This is a genomic window from Ruegeria sp. CDSA141 (assembly GCF_059612005.1).
Genome location: NZ_JBXWPT010000020.1, coordinates 1 through 18,532 on the forward strand (window position 1 = coordinate 1; position 18,532 = coordinate 18,532).

Below are 18,532 nucleotides of genomic sequence, written 5' to 3' on the forward strand. Positions count from 1 at the left end.
GTAAAATATCAAGAACTTAGCGCTCCAAGGGGCGCTCCTTGCGCTTGGGGCATCCGCATCCGGCGCTGCAACGGTGCCCGCAAATTCCTTGACATCCGACACATTCATGCCGCCAAACTTTGCTTTGTATTTTTAGAAAGTCGCATCACTGATGCCGTAGCGGCGACAAAGCTCCTGGTCTTTCACGCCCGCCTCGTACTCCTTGATCATTCCAATGATCTGTTCGTCTGAAACTCTGCGTTTCATGAGCCATCCTTTTCTTGGACGGATTACTAACATCTCAATGGCATGATTTCAGGGGACTGTGTCGGGCGGCCACGCCCCCTTTTTTGCGGCCATACTGGTCGTAGTGCGGTCTGCTTTTAGATAGGTTGCGTCAATCAGGACCGTCTTCTCTTCGCCGTGCACGGTGGTCAGACCGGCCAAGATCCGCGCGGAGATGCCTTTCTGGCTCCAACGCTTTCATCGACTGCAAAGCGTCTTGTGAGGCCCGTATTTGCCAGAGGCATCTCGCCAGCGCAAACCATTGCGATTGATGAAGATAATCCCACTCAACACCCGATTGGCATCACCCCGAGGCTTGCCGCGCCACTTCCGGAAGAAGGGCGCGCGCTTCGCCATCAGCTCGTCGGTTAGCCAACAAAGGTCGCTCAGGTCACCGCTCGGTTTTGACAGCCGTGAATCACGCGGCGCACCAAAAATCAATGCAGCCTGACCCTAGTCTGACCCGATAATTCCTTCAATCTTTGACAGGGTTGCGGAATTCACTGCGACACCCGCTTTGCTTGATGCAAGTCGGCTCCTGCGGCGGCCATCGCCGGGCAGATGCGCACCGTCCTGAGCTCTGATCGATTCAATCAAAGTCGCCATGGCGTTCGAAAACGCGCCACCGGACGACGCTGCGGGATCAATCGCAATGAAAAACTGCCCGGTCTTTGGGGGGCCACCGGCAGTTCCGGAAAAAGGCGAAGCGTTCAACCCAAGTGTTGATCCCGTAAGGGCAGCGGCCATGACTTCGGTCAGCAAAGCAACACCCACGCCTTTGTAGCCGCCCGAAGGGGCCATGCTGCCTTTCAGACCAACGTTAGGGTCCGTTGTCGGGTTCCCGTCAGCGTCCAGCGCCCATCCGACGGGAATGGCCTTTCCTTCCCGTGCATGCTTCATCACTTCGCTCTTGGCGATGGTGCTGGCGCTTTGATCAATCAGCAGCGCGGGTTGACCATCCGTACCCGGCGCAGCGATGGAGAACGGATTGGTACCAACAACAGGTTTCGATCCGCCTGAAGGTGCGATGGATGCTGGCGCATTGGTGAACCCCAATCCAACCAGCCCTGCCTGGGCCAGCCGATAAGTGTGATAGCCGAGAACACCGCAATTGTAGCTGTTGGTAATTGCCAATGCGGCGATACCCTGTTCTCGTGCCGCCGGGATCAACGCCTCAAAACCCAGATCAATGGCCGAATGTGCAAACCCGGTTTTGGCATCGACCCGGACGAGGCCGGGACGCGGGGTTTCAAGGGCCGGTTTTGCCTGACCGTCCACCTTGCCGCACTGAACATGCTCGCAATAGATCGGGATATACGCCAGCCCATGGCTGGCAACGCCGTTTGCCTCGGTCGCGGCTGTGGCAACAGCCAAAGGGCGTGCGTTTTCTTCGCTTGTGCCGGCGGCAACCAGCGCATTGAAGGACAGCTCTTCGATTTCGGCAAGCGAGAGAGTTCTGGTTTCAGTCATCGGATCATCCTTCAATCGTTGTCTGACAAGCCTGAACCAGCGCCAAGCAGTCGGGATTCTTCAGTTGCGGGAGCGTAGGTGCGATGCGCCACGGTGTTGAGGAGCTGCCAGGTCTCAGGATTTGGAGCAGCGCGGCTATGCATGGAACGAGCGGATTGAATGTGGTCAACTTCGGCTATCACGACACGGTCAGCCAGGTCCGTTCCGAAGTCTTCACAATTTAGATGAATGCCATCTGTTTTCGCGGAAACACCGTCGATCGTGACTTCCAGGATTGTCTTTCGCCTTTTAGCCATAGTGGCGACAAAGGGAAGCAGCAGAAGCGGCGCGGCAACGTTTGAAACCGAAACCGCGCCTTGGGACAGCGCAGTCGGAGAGTCCGACAAAGCCGTTCCGGTCATCAGCGGGCATAGGTCCTGTTCACTGGTCCATATACCGTTCTGGACCTCTGGAACGTGATGTTCCAAGCCGGGTACAAATTCGCGCCGGAGCAGCTGAGCCAGGATCGCGGGTCCGTCGAACCCCTGGGCGCACAGCCATCGGGTTGCTTTTGCGGCTTCTTCCGCCACACCCCAGGCATATCCGGCCCCACGGGTTGCGCGTTTGGCGGTGGCTTCTACTTCGTTCAACGAGAAGGTCATTGCACAACCTCCGGATAAACCCAAAGATCGGCGTTCCCGGTGTTCAGCTCATCCGGGTAGGGTGCACCTGCATACATGCAGATACGCACCCACCGATCCGAACGCGGGTCAAAATGCGTTGCACCAAAGAAGGACAGTTTGGCGCGCAGCATATCAATGGGCATCACCTGCGCGCTGATCGTGTTGTCACGAATTTCACCGTACGGTGCGATGCGGCTGATTTGTGCGCGGCGTACGGTATGGCGGTGTTCCGGATGGCGCAACAGAAACTCTGCTATCGGAGTGTCATCAGGCCAGTCCTGCATTGCATCGAAAGCCAAGGTCGCATCCCGTGCCGGTGCAAGAGGTTGTTCATAATCCGAGATCGGTTCTTCGAACCGTTCCCCCAGTCGGGGTTCCAGCTTTTCTTCGGATACGTACCACGCACGCGCGCAGTTTTCGGCGGCGGTCCAATCAAGGTTCAGGGCCCAGTCAAAACTGTTCCGGATCAACGCACGCACCGCCGATACCGGCATTGTACCATCAATCACCTGCGCGGCCGTGTTGGTGTCCGCCATGCAACTCGCAAGCCCGTCAACAAGCGTGCCATAAGGTTCAAGGATCAGAGAGGCCAGCAGCTCTTGGCCTTCTTCGGTCAGCGTGGTTTTGGACCAACAGATCAGACGGTTCCAGGGGTGGTCCTGTGTCAGGCCATCCTTGGCCAGATACTCTTCGATTTTTTGCAGATCCGAATTCAGGGCCGCCAGCTTTCTAATCTGAACGGGATGCTCAGACTGCCACCATGCGATTGACTGTTTGCTGCGCGTAAAGATATCGCGAAATGTGCGGGCCTCCTTAACCGAAGCCGCCCCAATAGACCGAACGCGCGAGATTGCCTCTTCCCGCACCATGATCCAGTTGTTGAACAACACCGGGTGATTGACGATGAATGGAGCCATACCCAGACCAGTCGAATTTCCGATGCCCAACCAACGGGCGATGTCTGCATCAAGCTCTGCGGTCCGATCTCCGCCTTTGACCTGCGCCATATGCTGCACCAGATCGCGCACAAAGGCGCGGGTCAGATAGACTGACAGCATCTCGATCTGGAATGGACCGCTGACTTCAGCCCGGCAGGCTGTCTTTTCACGGTCCGCTGCGCCAAATTTGCCCGACCCATAAACTGCCGTGGTCCGCATCAGATAGCCGACCTTGTAGATCTGTTCGAGATCGGGTTGCTGCCCCACTGCAAGACGATCCACCACATGAGCCCAAAGCCGCACGGAACGGTTGGCTCGGGACAGGGACAGTTCGGCTTCGCTGACACGTCCGGCTTCTTGCAATGGAACGTTCTGCGATAGACGATCGATATCTTTCGCCGTTGGAATGCCGTCAAACAAGGTGAAGGTGGCATCCCAAGCCTCGGCGATCACCCGGTCGGATCGTTGTTCGGGTGGCAGGTCGTGGGCAAAGGCGACCAGCGAATATGCCCGATCGGGGCCTTGCGCGGTATAGACCGCATGACCTACACCTCTGTCGTCAATTTCAAACGCGGGACGTGAAAAGCTCCAGTTTTCTTCGGCCATGCGGCGGGTCAGTTGCCGCATAAAGCTGAGCCGACATTGGTGTAGCGATCCCAACCGTGACAACCGCATGACCGTGGCTGGGTCACGTCTGGCGATCTCTGTCTGCGCGTGTGGTTCCATTTGGTTACCTTTGTGGGACGAAGTTCTCGGCAAAGAACCGATACCAGTTCCTGCCCATGATTCCGGCCACTTCGTCATCGTTCAGGCCGGTCGCGCGTAACCCTTTTTCGATGTTGCCAAAGTCTCGATTGTCCTGAAACCAGCCCGGCATTGGTGGGAAGCCCGGAGCCGAGGCCGAGCCTTCGCCATAGTCGATTTCTTTCGTCCAGCGCCCCACACGCATCCATTCAACGACGCTGTCGGGCTGATCCTGACACAAGTCAGTGCCGATCCCCAGATGTTCGGCCCCGTATTTATCGGCAGTGCGGGCGATCATTTCGCAGAAGCCCTCCAGCGTGCAATCGGACTTGTCCTTCAGGTGGTGAGGGTAGACCGAAAAACCCAGCATCCCACCTTTTTCCGTTACCGCGCGGATGACGTCATGCCGCTTGTTGCGTAGGGCCGGGGACCATTCGTGCGGATTGGCGTGTGTAATCGCGATGGGCCGGTCCGAGATTTCAGCCGCCTCGATCGTGGAACGGTCTGCCGAATGGCTCATGTCGACCACAAGGCCCACGCGGTTCATCTCTTTGATGACCTGCTTGCCCATACGTGTGATGCCGGTGTCTTCGGCCTCGTAACAACCGGTCGCCAGCAGGGATTGGTTGTTATAGGTCAATTGCATGAACCGCGCGCCCAGATCGTGCAGGATTTCGACCAGTCCGATATCGTCTTCGATGGGTGACGGGTTTTGAAATCCGAAGAACACTGCGGTTCGGCCTGTTTCATGAGCTGTGTCGATATCGCTGGCCCACCGGCCTTTCATGATCAAGTCCGGGTATTGCTCGAACCAACGGTTCCATTTCTCGAAGTTCAGAACCGTTTCGCGGAAATTCTCATGATAGGAGATGGTGACGTGGATCGCGTCCACGCCCCCTTCGCGTAATTGGCGGAAGATCTTTTCCGACCAGTTGGCATATTGCAGGCCGTCGATTCGCATCAGACAGGGCCCGCGCTGATATAGGCGGTTTTGACGGTCGTGTAGAATTCAGCCGCCGCCTTGCCCTGTTCGCGTGGTCCGTACGAGCTGTCACCTCGACCGCCGAAAGGCACGTGATAGTCAGTACCAGCGGTGGGCAGATTGACTGTCACAACGCCGGTGCGTGCATTGCGACGGAAATGGGTGGCGCGGGCCAGCGACTTGGTCACGATGCCCGAGGTCAGGCCGAAATTCGTGTCGTTGACCACGCTCAGCGCCTCGTCATAGCTGCCGACCTTGATGACGGATGTCAGAGGCGCAAACATTTCTTCACGGTTGATGCGCATATCGTTGGTGGTGTTCAGGAATACGCCCGGCGACATGTAGAAACCGTCATGGGGCATCTCCAGCCGCTGACCACCACAGGCCAGTTCGGCGCCTTCGGATTTGCCCAGATCGACATAGGCGAGGTTTTCATTCAACTGCTGCTGGCTGACGACCGGACCCATCTGAACCCCGTCCTCCAGCGCGTGGCCAACCTTCATGGCCTGTGCACCGGCCACCAGTTTTTCGACGAAGGCATCATGGATGCCCGCGTGGACGACCAGACGCGACGAAGCGGTGCACTTCTGACCGGTACCGCCAAAGGCCCCGCCCAGTGCCAGCGTCACCGCCAAATCCAAATCGGCATCGTCCATCACGGCCAGCGCGTTCTTGGACCCCATTTCCATCTGCACTTTGGTCAGGTTCTGGATCGCCGCAGCAGCAATGCCTTTACCCACGGGAACCGATCCGGTGAATGAAATCGCATTGACCTTGGGGCTTTCCACCAGACACTGACCGATGGAACGGCCCGAGCCCATCACCAGGCTGAACAAACCCTTGGGGATGTCTTGCCGCGTGATGATTTCGGTCAGTGCCACGGCCGAGGCAGGGGTGATATTGGCGGGCTTCCACACAACCGCATTGCCATAGCAAAGCGCCGGGGCGATCTTCCACGAGGCCGTCGCGGTGGGGAAGTTCCACGGGCTGATGATGGCAACCACGCCAACAGCCTCGCGGCGCACGTCAACCTCGATGTCCGGGCGCACGGAATCGGCGTTCTCACCGATCTGTCGCAAACATTCGGCAGCATAGTAAGTGAAGAACTGACCGGCACGGTAAACCTCGCCCTTGCCTTCGGCCAGCGGCTTGCCTTCTTCGCGGCTCAGCAATGTGCCAAGTTCCTCGGCACGGGCCATCAGTTCGTTGCCGATGGCGTTCAGTACGGCCTGCTTGCGCTCTAACCCGTAGGCAGCCCACTCCAACTGTGCCACACGCGCCTGGTCCAGCGTTGCCTCAAGCTGATCGGCACTGGCCTGCGCGAACATACCGACCAGATCGCTCAGGTCCGATGGATTGCGGTTTTCAATTTCGCTTTCACCCGCCAGCCATTCGCCGGCAATCAGATTCAGTTTGGTCACGTCAGGCCCCAACATCGTAAGTTCAGTTTGCGAAAGAATGGAACTTGCTGGCGATATCAGTCAAACTCAAATAACTTTAGTAAACTTCAGAAAGACTGAAGTATGGCCGTGAAAGTAGAAATGCTGCGGTGCTTTTGCACCGTGGCACAAACCGGAAATCTTGCCGAGGCAGCCAGCCGTCTGGGCAGGACACAATCTGCCGTCTCAATGATGCTGAAGCAATTCGAAGAGCATCTGGGCAAGAAGCTGTTTGAAGGGGAACGGAAAAACCACCTTTCGCCGCTGGGTCAGCAAGTTCTTGACCTCTCACTCAAACAGGTGCGGGATTTTGACCAGGCCGTTCAGAACATTGAACTGGCGGCACAGGCCGAGCATGGGTTGATCCGTATCGTATCGGTGCCGTCCGTGGGGGCGTTGGTCTTTCCTGCCCTGCTGGATCATATGACTTCTCGCTTTCCCGGCCTGAAGATCGAGTTGCGTGACGGAGATTCGCAGCAGGTTTTGGATGCGGTTGCCGGCGACACGTCTGATATCGGCATTGCGTCCGGCCATCATCCACTAAACGGGGTCAGTGCAGAGCCGCTGTTTCAGGATCGCTTCGGGTTGGTTGCAGCGTCCGATCATCCGCTGATGACACGGGCAGAACCGCCAGCCATTTCGGATCTGGTGGCTGAGCCTTTCGTTCGAAACGCCCTGTGTGACTTTATCGAGTCCGCGTCTTTCAGAGAGATTCTGGACGGGGCCGAGGTTACTATTCACAACACGCATTCCCTGATCACGACGGTCAGAGCAGGCCAATGGATAACGGTCCTGCCGCAGACCGTCGCGCAATTCATCCCGGACGCAGTTGCCTTTCGTCCGATTTCGGATTTGCCGGACAGGCGCGAGGTGTATCTTTATGTAAGGGAAAGAGCGCGATTTCGAGAAATCTCCGAGGCCTGCCGTTCATTTGTTCTGTCGAGCGGGTTTGGAAATGCAAGCCAGGTGAACGCATGAAAAATGGATTAACCCTGCTCAAAATCACGAATTAATTTGGTTTTTGCAGACTCGGGCCCGCTGCCATGCTAGGTTCCCGCTTGAAGTGGGGGACTTCAGAGGGGCGATATGTCTCAAGACCTGAGGGGCTGGTTGAGCGCAAATGGATTGAACGAGTACGCGCAGGCCTTCATTGACAACAAGATCGACTTTTCCATTCTGCCAGATTTGACGGCAGAGGATCTGATCGAAATCGGTGTTACTGCTGTCGGCGATCGTCGGCGGCTTTTGCGTGCTATCGAGCAACTTGATTCCGCCCACACCGCGGCAGAGCCTGAACCAACGGCTCCGCATGAACCCGCGCGGCGGCAGGTCACGGTGATGTTTGCTGACCTGACCGGGTTCACGAAAATTTCCAGCGAACTGGATGCCGAGGATCTGCACGCGCTGCTCAATCAGTTCTTCAGCAAAGTGGACAATGTGGTCGAAAAATACGGGGGTCGCATCGACAAGCATATTGGTGATGCGGTCATGGCTGTTTTCGGGGCGCCGATCTCACATACCAACGACACGGAAAGGGCAGCACGCGCTGCGGCTGAAATTCACGCGGTTCTTCCGACGTTATCGCCGCCGCTTTCCTGCCATATCGGCATCTCTTCGGGTCAGGTCATTGCCAGTTCAACCGGCAGCCAGTCACATACGGAATACACGGTGACAGGAGATGGTGTAAACTTGGCCTCCCGTCTCACGGACATATCAGCGGCAGGGGAAACGCTGGTCTCACATGACATTCAACGCGCGCTGGGTCCGTTGTTCGTGGGCGACTCCATCGGGGTCAAGGCGATCAAGGGGCTGAACGAACCGGTTGAGGTCTGGCGTCTGGACCGGTTGGCCAGGAACATTCGAACGAGACGGCACAAATTCATTGGGCGCGAGCGTGAGATGTCGATTTTCTCAGCCACGTTCGACCGGTGCCAGCGCCATGGCAAAGGTGAAGTACATATCGTTCTGGGCGAACCCGGAATTGGAAAAACCCACCTGTCCGAGCAGGTGGCGGAACTGGCCACCAGCCTGTCCTACACGATCCACAACGGCGTTGTGGTGGATTTCGGTGCGCGCGAAGGTCATTCAGCCATTCAGACCGTCGCCCGCAGCATTCTGGGACTTGAAGCGTCGGATGGGGCGGAAACAGGGGCGGCTGTCGCAAAAGACGCGATCAGCAGGGGCTGGGTCAGTCCTTCCAACGCCGCGCATCTCAATGCCTTGCTTGAGCTTGAGCAAGACCCGGGTCTGGCCGAGGTCTATGCCGTGATGGACAACAAGACCCGCCTGCGGGGTCGGCGTCAGGTTCTTGAGGAACTGCTTTCGGCCAGCAGCCAGGAATCGCCCCTGCTTATTCAGATTGAGGACATCCACTGGGCGACCCCTGACATCCTGACGGCCTGTTCGCATATCGCCGCAGCGACGCGGAATATTCCCTGTGTGTTGATGATGTCCAGTCGAGCCGAGGGCGATCCGATCGACAGGGACTGGCAGATGGCGACGGACGGCGCGCTGGTGTCAAAGCTGGAACTGGCGCCTATGGGAGAGGAGCATGTCAGGCAACTGGTCGAAGAGTTCCGGGCCATCGATCAGGACTTGCTGGAAACATGTGTGCAACGGGCGGGCGGCAACCCGTTGTTTCTGGAACAGCTGTTGCGCAACACAGACGTACTCAAGCAGGAAAGTGTGCCCGGAAGTATTCAGGGTATCGTCCAGTCGCGATTGGATGCATTGGATCGCACCAGTCGAACCGCCCTTCAGGCCGCATCGGTTCTGGGTCAAAGGTTCTCGCCCGAAGTTCTGAATTTCATTCTGGGCGAAGGACATCTGGACACAAGTAACCTGATCCGGTCGGCGTTGATCCGAGAGGCCGGACCTGATCTCATGTTTGCCCACGCGCTGATCCGGGACGGGTCCTATGCTACTTTGGTCAAATCCGAACGGGCCCGTCTGCATCGACAGGCGGCTCAGTGGTTCGAGGATCGAGATGCCACCTTGCGCGCCCAGCATCTGGACCGGGCCGGAGCCAATAACGCAGCGCAAGCCTATCTGGAGGCTGCGGATAAATTGATCCAAGCCTTCCGGTTCGACGACGCCAGCCCATTGATCGAGCGTGCTTTGGAATTGCCGTCCCCGGCGGGTGTCCGATTTGACCTGCTGTGCGCGCGGGGTGAAACGCATCGGTTGCAGGGGTTGTCAAACGAAGCCTTGGAGGAGTTCAAGGACGCGGCCAGTTTGGCGGAAACCGATGAACAAGTCGCGAGGGCGCATACCGGGTTGGCGCAGGCGGCGCGGCAAGCAAGCCTGTATCAGGACGCGCTGGAAGCGCTCGACATTGCTGAGGCAGCGGCAGAGCGCTGCGGGTCTGAAGAAGATGTGGCTCAGATAAACTACGTGCGCGGTAACGTTTACTTCCCGCTGGGTCGGAACACCGAAGCGCTGAAGGCCAACGAACGCGCCCTCTCGCTGGCTCGCAAGCTCGAGTCTGCTCGTCTGGAAGTCGGCGCCCTAAGTGGATTTGGCGACGCCAATTTCATGAATGCCACGATGAAGACGGCGACAGGATTCTACACTCAAGCCGTTGAACGGGCGCGTGAAAAAGGGCTGGTTCGAGACCTTGCGGCCAACCTCCACAATCTCAGTGTTGCGCGCAGCTATACGGGGGATGTCGGGCAGGGCAGAGCAGATGCCAACGAGGCGATTGAAATCTCGCAGACGTATTTTGCCTTCGTTCCGGAATGCGTCGCGCAAACATGCCTTGGTGTGGCCGAGACCTTTCTGGGCAGTCTCGACCGTGCGCTTGAAGCCTTTGGTGTCTCTGCCGAAATCGCAGAGCGCGTGGGGGCAAAACGCCTTGAAGCACAGGCGTTGGAACACCTGGCCAGAACGCAGGTGTATGCCGGTCAAGCGGGGCGCGCACGTGAAACTGGTCTGCGAGCAGTCGAAATTGCGCTTGAACATGGCCGGAGTTTTGTTGGACCCAAGGCCCTGTCAGCCCTTGCGATGGCCGAAACGGACCCGGATGAGCAAACACGCCTTTTGAAGCTGGGCTCTGAGATCATCGCCGAGGGATGTGTCGGCCACAGCCATTTGCACTTTTACCCCGATGCCAGCGTTGTCATGCTGGCGCGCGGTGATTGGGATGCCGCAATTGAATATGCGGATGGGCTTGCCGCGTTCACCAAGAATGAGCCTTTGCCAATGGTTGACCTGTCCATTCGTCAAGCACGACTATTGGCCGAGAGCGGGAAGCAGAATATCCCACCGTCACAGCATAGCGGATTTGCCGATCTGAATGAGCAGTTTGCGGCGATGGGCATCACGCAATCGTTGCTGGGCCGAGCGGATTTTCTGGCAGAATAGGCGGCAAGGCAGGTGGCTGAATGAGCGTCGAAAGAAAGGTGTGGCTTATCTCGGGTTTGCTGACCTTTGGGTTGGCCGCTTTGTTGCTCAAGCTTTGGATCGAACTGAACCATTTCGAAGGAGACCCGACACAACTGCCTGATCAGGCTGCGGTAGATGCATATCTGTGCAAGCTGGACGTTGCACCGGACTACCGTTTGAGAACGGGGATTTTCATAAAGTCTTTCAGCTTTCTTGGCGCCAGCGATATACAGCTTACCGGCTATATCTGGCAGCACTACAAAGCAGGTGAACATGATGCGATCATTCCTGCCGAAGGTGAGGCTGGGTTTCTTCTGCCCGAAGCGGTCGATACGGCAAACGGCCTTATCGAACAGGCCTATCGGTTGCCGCAACCCGACGGCGTTTTGATTGGTTGGTATTTCGAACAAACTCTGCGCCAGAGCTTCGACTACACCAGTTACCCCTTCGATCACAAAACGGTTTGGGTACGGTTCTGGCCGGCCTCTTTTGAGGTCAATGTCGCGCTGGTGCCCGACTTTGAGGCTTATCCGGCGACCGGACCGGATGACATCTTTGGGATCGACAACCGGATCGTGATGGGCACGTGGGAGCGTGAAAACACCTATTTCGATTACAAGCTGTCAAATCTGGATACGACGCTGGGCATACGACAGAACGCATACCAAACCAACGCACCCGAGTTGCATTACAACTTCGTTATCAAGCGCAATTTCGCAAACGCGTTCATCGTTCACATGATTCCATTGCTTGTTGTGGTGATGCTGCTGTTCGGTGCGGTCATGACCGTCACGCGCCGCGAGGGTCTGGTGGAGCGACATGACTTCAGCACGTCCAGCGTGATCGGCACCTGTTCGGTTCTGTTCTTCGTGATCCTGCTGGCCCATGTGCAGCTGCGCGAAGGATTTGCAGGCTCACCTGTGATCTACATGGAGTCGTTCTTTTTCCTTATGTATTTCTTGCTGCTGGCGGTTTCGATCAATACCTACCTTTTCGCCTCAGAGGCGGTGCCGTCGCTGCGGATCATCCACTATCGGGACAACCTGATTCCAAAGGCCAGTTTCTGGCCTTTCGTGTTGCTGTGCATGGTGGCGATCACGGCCTATAATCTCAGCATCAAGAACAGTTCCGAACCGCCACCGATCAGCACGCAAGAATGCTAGACCACGGGTTCAAACCCGGGTTTGGGTTCGCCCTGCGCCATATCCAGCGTGTAGTCGCTTACCACTTCAGATGTGCCCTCGCGCCAGCTTTTCAGGTACTTTTCCGGATCCGCGATCACATAGGCGTAGGCAGGTTTCATTACACCCTCGACGACGACGTTGATCTTCTTGCGGACATAGACATTCTGGGGTGAGCCGGGGCCGTGATACCCCTCCAGCCGGTCCAGTTCGCTGAGGCCGGATTCGGTGACACGGTAGACTTCTCCACCCACTTGCTTGCCCATCCCCTGCTGATCCACAAGCGTTGCCATGCGATGCAGATACCCACAGTTGGGATTGTCGCAGAATGGTTCCTTCGGGATGATCAGGGGCATCGGTTGCCGGGTGCGCGCCATTCCCACGAAGTCGTTCAGAACTTTGCTGTGTGCGTCATGATTGGGGAACCCCTGCTTCAGGGACCCATAGGTGAAATACAGGTAAGAGGGTTCTTTGACGGCCACGAAGCTTTCGTCACGATCCTGTTCAGGGTCGGCCATCTTCAGGTTGTGATCTTTCGCCCAAGCGTCCAGCATGGTTCGGATTTCGGGTTCGATCTGCATGCCCTGAACGAATTCGATGCACGAGGTCGCATCCATGTCATCAGCACCCAGCAGAATCTCGACCATCTTCGGCGCCTTGTTCATCACCGCCACATGCAATGCCGTGAACCCGTGATCGTTGACAATGTTGACGTCGATATCACGATCGATCAGGTCCTGAGCAGCTTCATAATCCGGCTTGCCCAGATCATGGCCGCTTTCGTTCAGCTCACCTTCACCACCGGCTGCATAGTGCAGCAGGGAATCGCCATGGGCTTCGTCCACGATGTTGACGCCGACGATCTCTTCGTCGATGGCGCGGAACACGCGTTTCCATTCGTTGATGTCATCGGCGGCGGCAGCTTCGCGCGCCCATTTGCAGACGCGATATTTTTGATCGTCCAACTCCTCGAAGGCGTCCGCCAAAGCTTCCATGACCTGGTCCGGAGTTGCCATCATGCCGATACCCATCCGGCCGTTTGACAGGCGACCTTCGCGCGGCCCGATGAAGTCGACACCCAGCGTTTTCAGCTTGTCGACATTGTTCTGCGTGGTAATGTTGTTCCACATGTTCGTGTTGCAGGCGGGGCAAAGGATCACCGGTTTCTTCTGATACTGCCACGCCACAAAGACCGAGGTCAGAAGGTTGTCGGCAATACCGTTGGCCACTTTGCCCATCGTGTTGCAGGTGATGGGCGCCACGATGACGCAATCGGCCCAGTCGCACAGCGCCAGATGCGATGCCCGCACCGGCATGTCAAATTTCAAGTAGCGGAAATTCCACTCATCATCGTCGCGATAATAGTCATGATGGGTGATCTTGGCGTCGATCCGCTCGGCCCCGAAATCGCGAAAGAACTTCTCGGCCGAGACGGAGGGGATCAGTTTCACGTTATGCCCTGCATCGACGATGCGTTCGACGAGTTCCGGGATTTTATCTGCCGCCGACGACCCGCAGGCGCACAACAATACGTTTCGCTTGCCGGCGTTGACCTGATTCATAACTCCTTTGGGATAGCCGAACGGGTTCTTTTCAAGGCTAGGGGTCTCATTCAGCTCTGATACAGGCAACCCTTCCGTGCGCATCTTAGCCTGCAATTCACCGGCCCTGATCATGTCCACAATGTCTTCCAGCTCATCGCTTTTGCTGATGCACCCGCCTTTGAAAAACAAATATGGCGGATCTGGTCTTTCGCCGAGTGTCACCAATTGCCGCCGCATCCTGATCATATTGGGATCGCGTCCACCCACATCGATCTGCTTGACGGTTGTTGCCCCGATATTCGAAAGAACGCTGCGCAGCATGTAGGACCAGGGGTCCTCATCTTCGTAGAACAGAACCATCTTATTGTGCTTGATGATACTGGCAACATCGCTTGGGTCTTCGGGCGGGTCGATCTCTTCGATCATCACCAATGCGGGGTCTTCCAGATCGCGCAACCCGCGGAAGATGTTGCCGCGCGGTGCCTGCCAGACCTGCGATGTCGCAGGGCTCATGTCGACTATGGTGACAACGTCCTGGTCCTCGTCATAAGCAATGCAAAGACACCAGAACTCTTCCAGCAGGGCGGTTTCCCGGTACACGTTGTCCGGCGGGCGGATCGCTTCGATCCCGGTGACGCGATTGAAATCGATATTGATCATCAGGTGACGATCTTTGTTGGTGTTCAGGCTTTTCAAGAGTGCCTTGAACCAGTCTTGCGGGGTTTGGATCGATGTATCGTTACGGGTTTCAAAGCTTTGAAACGAACTGCTCAGATGCACGTTCTCTGACTGGCTAAGGTATTTTTGCGCCATGTCATGCATGTCTTCGGCAGTGGCGACCCGGCTGACGGCATCCGTAAACGATGCCTCTGTCGCCCGCAGCAGCTCGTCCTCGTCCACTCTGTTGTCGCCGTGAATGGCGAGGCTTTCCGCCAACACACCCAATGAGTTCATATTGGGCGTGGCCCGGCGGAACAGGTTGCGGCGTTTCTTGGGATCTTTTGCCAGGTAACGCGTGCTGTCCACGTAATTGCACCGCTGCTTGAACGTCTTCAGATGCGTCTTGACCGCTGCCCTTGCCGAAAACCGCAATAGGCCGCGGGACCGCATCGAGGTTCCGTCTCGATCTGACATGGCTTGCCACAACCGCTCCACGGTTGTTACCCAAAGCTTGCCGTATTTTTCAGGATGCACATCCATCATATGCACCAGCCCCGTGCTTGGGTTGCACTTGGCGATGACGGCAAAGTGGCCGCCGGGCATATTGTCTTTGCCATGGGCGACACCGACCTGGAAATTCGCCACCAGAATGTCGTTGTCACCGCCCAGGCGGTTGGATTCGTCGATCGCCTCAAGCAACAGCGGCACACTGGTTGTGTCTGCGTCCATGAAATAGGCCTGAACCTGAACCCTCTCGCGAAGCCCTTGTGTGTGGATGTAAGTGCAGGCGACGTCAAAAAGCTCGCCCAGCGAGATTCCATCGTTCACGACAAATGACGAAGGCAATGCGCATTCGCGGAAGATGTCATTCACTTCGCAGCTGAACCCCAGCGCCGACATGCTGAGGGCGGCCGCGGTGACACTGCAACAATTGATTGGCTGTTGAAAATTATGCAACTGAACGCTGACCAGATCACCAAACATCGTTGCAAAACAGGGTTGCCGGATGCTTTCTGGTATCTGAAGCCAGTTCTTGCTGGACAGGTACGCCAGCCGGGTTCCGTCCAGCGCAAGCGCTTCCAGGCTGACGGGGATATCCGAGATCTGCAGGTGTTCTTCATAGAAGTAATCGCCGACATCCGCACTGGCCAATGGATTTCCGTTCTGGCGCAACTGAACCACGCCGCGCAGCACGATATACATGCCGTTCGCTGGCAGAACCGTGTTTCCGGTCACCTCGATGCACTCGAAATGCGGGTTGATGACGGCTGGGTTCCCCGGAAGGACATCATATATCACCTTCCAGTCTGCGTCATTTGGGATGTATGATCTTGATTTTGAAATTTGATCTATGGGCACAACTGTTTCCCCCCGGAGTTGCGTTTCAATACTTCAATCTTCGATCAGCCAGTTTTTCTGGTTCTTCGAAGCTCAGATACCGGCCATTCAGAATAAAAGACCTGTCTGCTTTCCGTGCTTTTCCTGGCAAGGGCCGTATTGCTGACGGAAAAAGTTTGAACAAAATGGCCCAATTGGCTGCACAGTATCTGATTTTTGAATAAAAATCACGAGTGCAGTTACAGGGGCTGAGGGTGCCTTGCGTGGCGGAACATTTGCCATCCGAGATATGGAATGCACGGGCCAACGGTGCCTGCTCGCAGGCAGCAATCAATGAATGGCTTTTTTTGGTTTAGTCGAGGAAAAGGTAGTCCAACCGCATAATGGCCTGGGCTGTTTTTTCGTCGACCCCAAGAAACTTGGCAATAACCGCTTCATTTTCGGCGCGCGGTGCCGTTTCCCGCAGGCGCAGGTAATTGCCCAGCCGAGCGGCACGGATCTGTTCGGATTCGTAACTCAGATCGTTGCGAAGAGTCGGCAGCAGAGATGCAACGGTTTCCGTTGGACTGTTGTCTCCGGCAAGCCCGACGCGACGCGCGTGGCCGATCAGATATTCGTCCGAGTATTCGCATTCGATCTCAAGCACATGGGTTTTGGCCTGGTCGTTGCAAAAATCCTCAAGTGCGTCCAGATTGGCTGGGTCTAGGCACAGCGACAGCTGATTTGACCCGAAACTGTCGAACAACAGGCCCAGAACGGCGCGCCGGTGACGGGAACGCTTGGCCAAGGTGGATTCGATCCCGCCCAATTCCGGCAGCAAAGTATGTTCTTCGTTGAACAGGTATTCAACACAGGGGATGTCCGTTTCCGACGCGATCTGGTCGACAAGACGTTTGGCGACATGCCACTTCTTGCAGACGATCACAAACAGTTCTCGTTCAGGGCCGAGCGTACTTCCAGCCTCCCAAAAGCGTTGTCCGAACCGGCGGCCGATGCGCCCTCGACCGGTAAGAAACGCATACAGATTGCGCCCCTCGTTCGAGACAGGGAAATCAACACCCTCGCTCGCATACAGCGAGCCGAGACGGTCTTTCAGCTCAAGCGCCTCTGCGCTGATCTTGCGCGCGAACAGATAGTCCTGGCCCAGCAACATGTCATAATGGTCGTTGTAGAACGTGACCGGCATTCCATAGTCCGAGAACATCAGGAATGTCAGCGTTCGGTTTTCAATCTCGCTTTTCGGGATCAGGTGGCGCACCAGGGTCTGAAAAAAGGTTTCATCAGGTATCCACGTGGTCGAGAAAAACCGTATCACATCCCGGCGCTGACGCAGGAAATCCAGAATCATTTCGACTGTTCTGCGACGCAGGCACCACCATTGGCTGCCGATCATCATCTGAATGTCTTGGGGGATGTCCCGTGTCAGACCAAGGCGCTTTTGCATTTCATAGGCCGCATAAAACAGCTTGGACTGCGTACGCTCGTTGAAGTAGTGGCGATAGATCAGCCTGTCTTCCTTCATGCCGGTCTTGATCCAGTTGCTGGCAAAAAAGTCGTGGCTTTCAATGAAGTCCTTGTCGTGCTCATCCAGAAAACGGTGCGTGTATTCTGCCGTTTTGATCGCCATGCAGTCACCGGACAGCATGTAGAAATGAGTGGCGCGGGGGAAAGTTTCGACGGCGGCTTGCAGGGCGTTCAGCGTGGCCCGCACCAGAGACCATTCGCCCCAGCCGCATTTGACGCGCTTTTTCGCAAAGGTCACATTGGGGTTCTGATCCAGCGCGGACCGAATGCGTTCATATGCTTTGGCGCTGGCGCTGGCGTCAAAATGGATGGCCATGCAATCGCCAGCTGCGGTCAGTTGATCGGCCTGAGCAATGATGGCCTCGGGGTCCTTGTGACACAGCAATATATAGGCGACTTTTGCCATAGTGATAACGCAATATCCGTTTCTGCCTGATTTCAACCGTGATACTGAGGATGAACGATTGAATAAACAGAATAATTTTGGTTCTTTGTTACCAAAAGCTGGTGTATCGGATCGAGACCAGGCCAGCGAAGGAGGCGCAGCAGATGGGGTTTCCCGGTACCTGGATGACCGAGAGCGAAAGCATGGTGTACCGTGTGGTGCCCAAATGTGCCTGCTCGACCATTGGTCAGATCATGTATTATTCGGACCATGGTCAGTTTTTCGATGGTGATATCCATGACGCCAAGGACGGCATGCATAAATGGGCGTTTGATCAGAGTCAGGGCCTGATATCGAACAATGTGCGCAATCACGCGTCGTATTCTTTTACTTGCGTGCGCAATCCTTATACCCGCATCCTAAGCTCATTCTTTGACAAGATCTGCGGCATTCAGCGCAACGGTAAGCGATACCGCGGCAATCTGGTTCCGACGCTGATCTACAACTATGGGATCGAAGTGGGCGGTGACGACGGCAAAGGAGAGTTTGACCAGATCGCCAGCTTCCGCCGTTTTCTGTTGTTTGCGCGCGATACGATCCGGTGGCGGCGTCCGATGGACCCGGACATTCACTGGTCTGCGATGTCAGGCCACGTGTCTACTTTCATCGTGAACGGCGGTCATTATGACCGGATTTTCTGGACCGAAGCGTTCAACGACGGGATGCGGTATGTTCTGGACAATGTCGAGCTGAAGCACTCGGTTACATTGTCCGAGATCCCACGGTTCAATGAATCAGAAGGCCACGGACCAAAACGTGCGCATCCGGTCGAGGATTACTTCGACGATCTGTCGATGCATCTGGTCTATGAGATCTACAAGCAGGATTTCGAGCTGTTCAAATACGACTTCGAAAACCCGGCCAACAAGATGCCGATCGGCGAAATTGATTTGGACGAAATTCACGCCAAGTTGGGCGACTGACGGTAGGGTGCTCCCGCCCATCGTCGATATTTCTT

Annotated in this window: 11 protein-coding genes and 2 pseudogenes; 4 read left to right on the forward strand and 9 right to left on the reverse strand. The window is 56.2% G+C overall.

What is annotated here, in order from left to right; genetic code table 11:
• Positions 1 to 135 precede the first annotated feature (135 nt).
• The 7 genes and pseudogenes from AC2FLP_RS19235 to AC2FLP_RS19265 all read right to left on the reverse strand — a co-directional run.
• Positions 136 to 246: pseudogene (locus tag AC2FLP_RS19235) on the reverse strand (transposase); the annotation flags it as partial.
• 75 nt (positions 247 to 321) lie between these two features.
• Positions 322 to 654: pseudogene (locus AC2FLP_RS19240) on the reverse strand (transposase); the annotation flags it as partial.
• A gap of 63 nt (positions 655 to 717) precedes the next feature.
• Positions 718 to 1,734, reverse strand: a complete 1,017-nt coding sequence (locus AC2FLP_RS19245; RefSeq protein ID WP_496685703.1) for an Ldh family oxidoreductase — start codon at positions 1,732 to 1,734, stop codon at positions 718 to 720.
• A gap of 11 nt (positions 1,735 to 1,745) precedes the next feature.
• Positions 1,746 to 2,375 carry a DUF3726 domain-containing protein gene (locus tag AC2FLP_RS19250; RefSeq protein WP_496685701.1) on the reverse strand — a complete coding sequence of 210 codons (630 nt, stop codon included), beginning with the start codon at positions 2,373 to 2,375 and terminating at the stop codon, positions 1,746 to 1,748.
• Positions 2,372 to 4,060 (reverse strand): hypothetical protein, encoded by a 1,689-nt coding sequence (locus AC2FLP_RS19255; RefSeq protein ID WP_496685699.1) that lies wholly within the window; start codon positions 4,058 to 4,060, stop codon positions 2,372 to 2,374. The genes AC2FLP_RS19250 and AC2FLP_RS19255 overlap by 4 nt, the downstream gene beginning before the upstream one ends.
• 4 nt (positions 4,061 to 4,064) lie before the next feature.
• The gene (locus tag AC2FLP_RS19260) at positions 4,065 to 5,039 is read right to left on the reverse strand and encodes a membrane dipeptidase (protein WP_496685697.1); all 975 of its coding nucleotides are present in this window, start codon (positions 5,037 to 5,039) and stop codon (positions 4,065 to 4,067) included.
• Positions 5,039 to 6,496: an aldehyde dehydrogenase family protein gene (locus tag AC2FLP_RS19265; protein WP_496685695.1), complete on the reverse strand. Its 1,458-nt coding sequence runs from the start codon at positions 6,494 to 6,496 to the stop codon at positions 5,039 to 5,041. Before AC2FLP_RS19265 ends, AC2FLP_RS19260 begins: the two co-directional genes overlap by 1 nt.
• A gap of 87 nt (positions 6,497 to 6,583) precedes the next feature.
• On the opposite strand from AC2FLP_RS19265, the gene AC2FLP_RS19270 reads away from it, so the two are divergent.
• From AC2FLP_RS19270 to AC2FLP_RS19280, 3 genes are all read left to right on the forward strand, one after another.
• Positions 6,584 to 7,477 carry a LysR family transcriptional regulator gene (locus AC2FLP_RS19270; protein WP_299900289.1) on the forward strand — a complete coding sequence of 298 codons (894 nt, stop codon included), beginning with the start codon at positions 6,584 to 6,586 and terminating at the stop codon, positions 7,475 to 7,477.
• 108 nt (positions 7,478 to 7,585) lie between these two features.
• A complete protein-coding gene (locus AC2FLP_RS19275; protein WP_299900286.1) occupies positions 7,586 to 10,861 on the forward strand; it encodes an adenylate/guanylate cyclase domain-containing protein in 3,276 nt (1,091 codons plus the stop codon).
• Between the two features lie 20 nt (positions 10,862 to 10,881).
• Complete coding sequence (locus tag AC2FLP_RS19280; RefSeq protein WP_496685692.1) at positions 10,882 to 12,045, forward strand: hypothetical protein; 1,164 nt, start codon at positions 10,882 to 10,884, stop codon at positions 12,043 to 12,045.
• Here AC2FLP_RS19280 and AC2FLP_RS19285 read toward each other — a convergent pair.
• Both AC2FLP_RS19285 and AC2FLP_RS19290 read right to left on the reverse strand, forming a co-directional pair.
• Positions 12,042 to 15,566, reverse strand: a complete 3,525-nt coding sequence (locus tag AC2FLP_RS19285) for a flavoprotein (RefSeq protein WP_496685690.1) — start codon at positions 15,564 to 15,566, stop codon at positions 12,042 to 12,044. The two genes, AC2FLP_RS19280 and AC2FLP_RS19285, sit on opposite strands and share 4 nt — an antisense overlap.
• 391 nt (positions 15,567 to 15,957) lie before the next feature.
• The gene (locus AC2FLP_RS19290; protein ID WP_496685688.1) at positions 15,958 to 17,535 is read right to left on the reverse strand and encodes a DUF5928 domain-containing protein; all 1,578 of its coding nucleotides are present in this window, start codon (positions 17,533 to 17,535) and stop codon (positions 15,958 to 15,960) included.
• Between the two features lie 143 nt (positions 17,536 to 17,678).
• Here AC2FLP_RS19290 and AC2FLP_RS19295 point away from each other — a divergent pair, with 143 nt between their 5' ends.
• Positions 17,679 to 18,497: a sulfotransferase family protein gene (locus AC2FLP_RS19295; protein ID WP_299900275.1), complete on the forward strand. Its 819-nt coding sequence runs from the start codon at positions 17,679 to 17,681 to the stop codon at positions 18,495 to 18,497.
• Positions 18,498 to 18,532 lie beyond the last annotated feature (35 nt).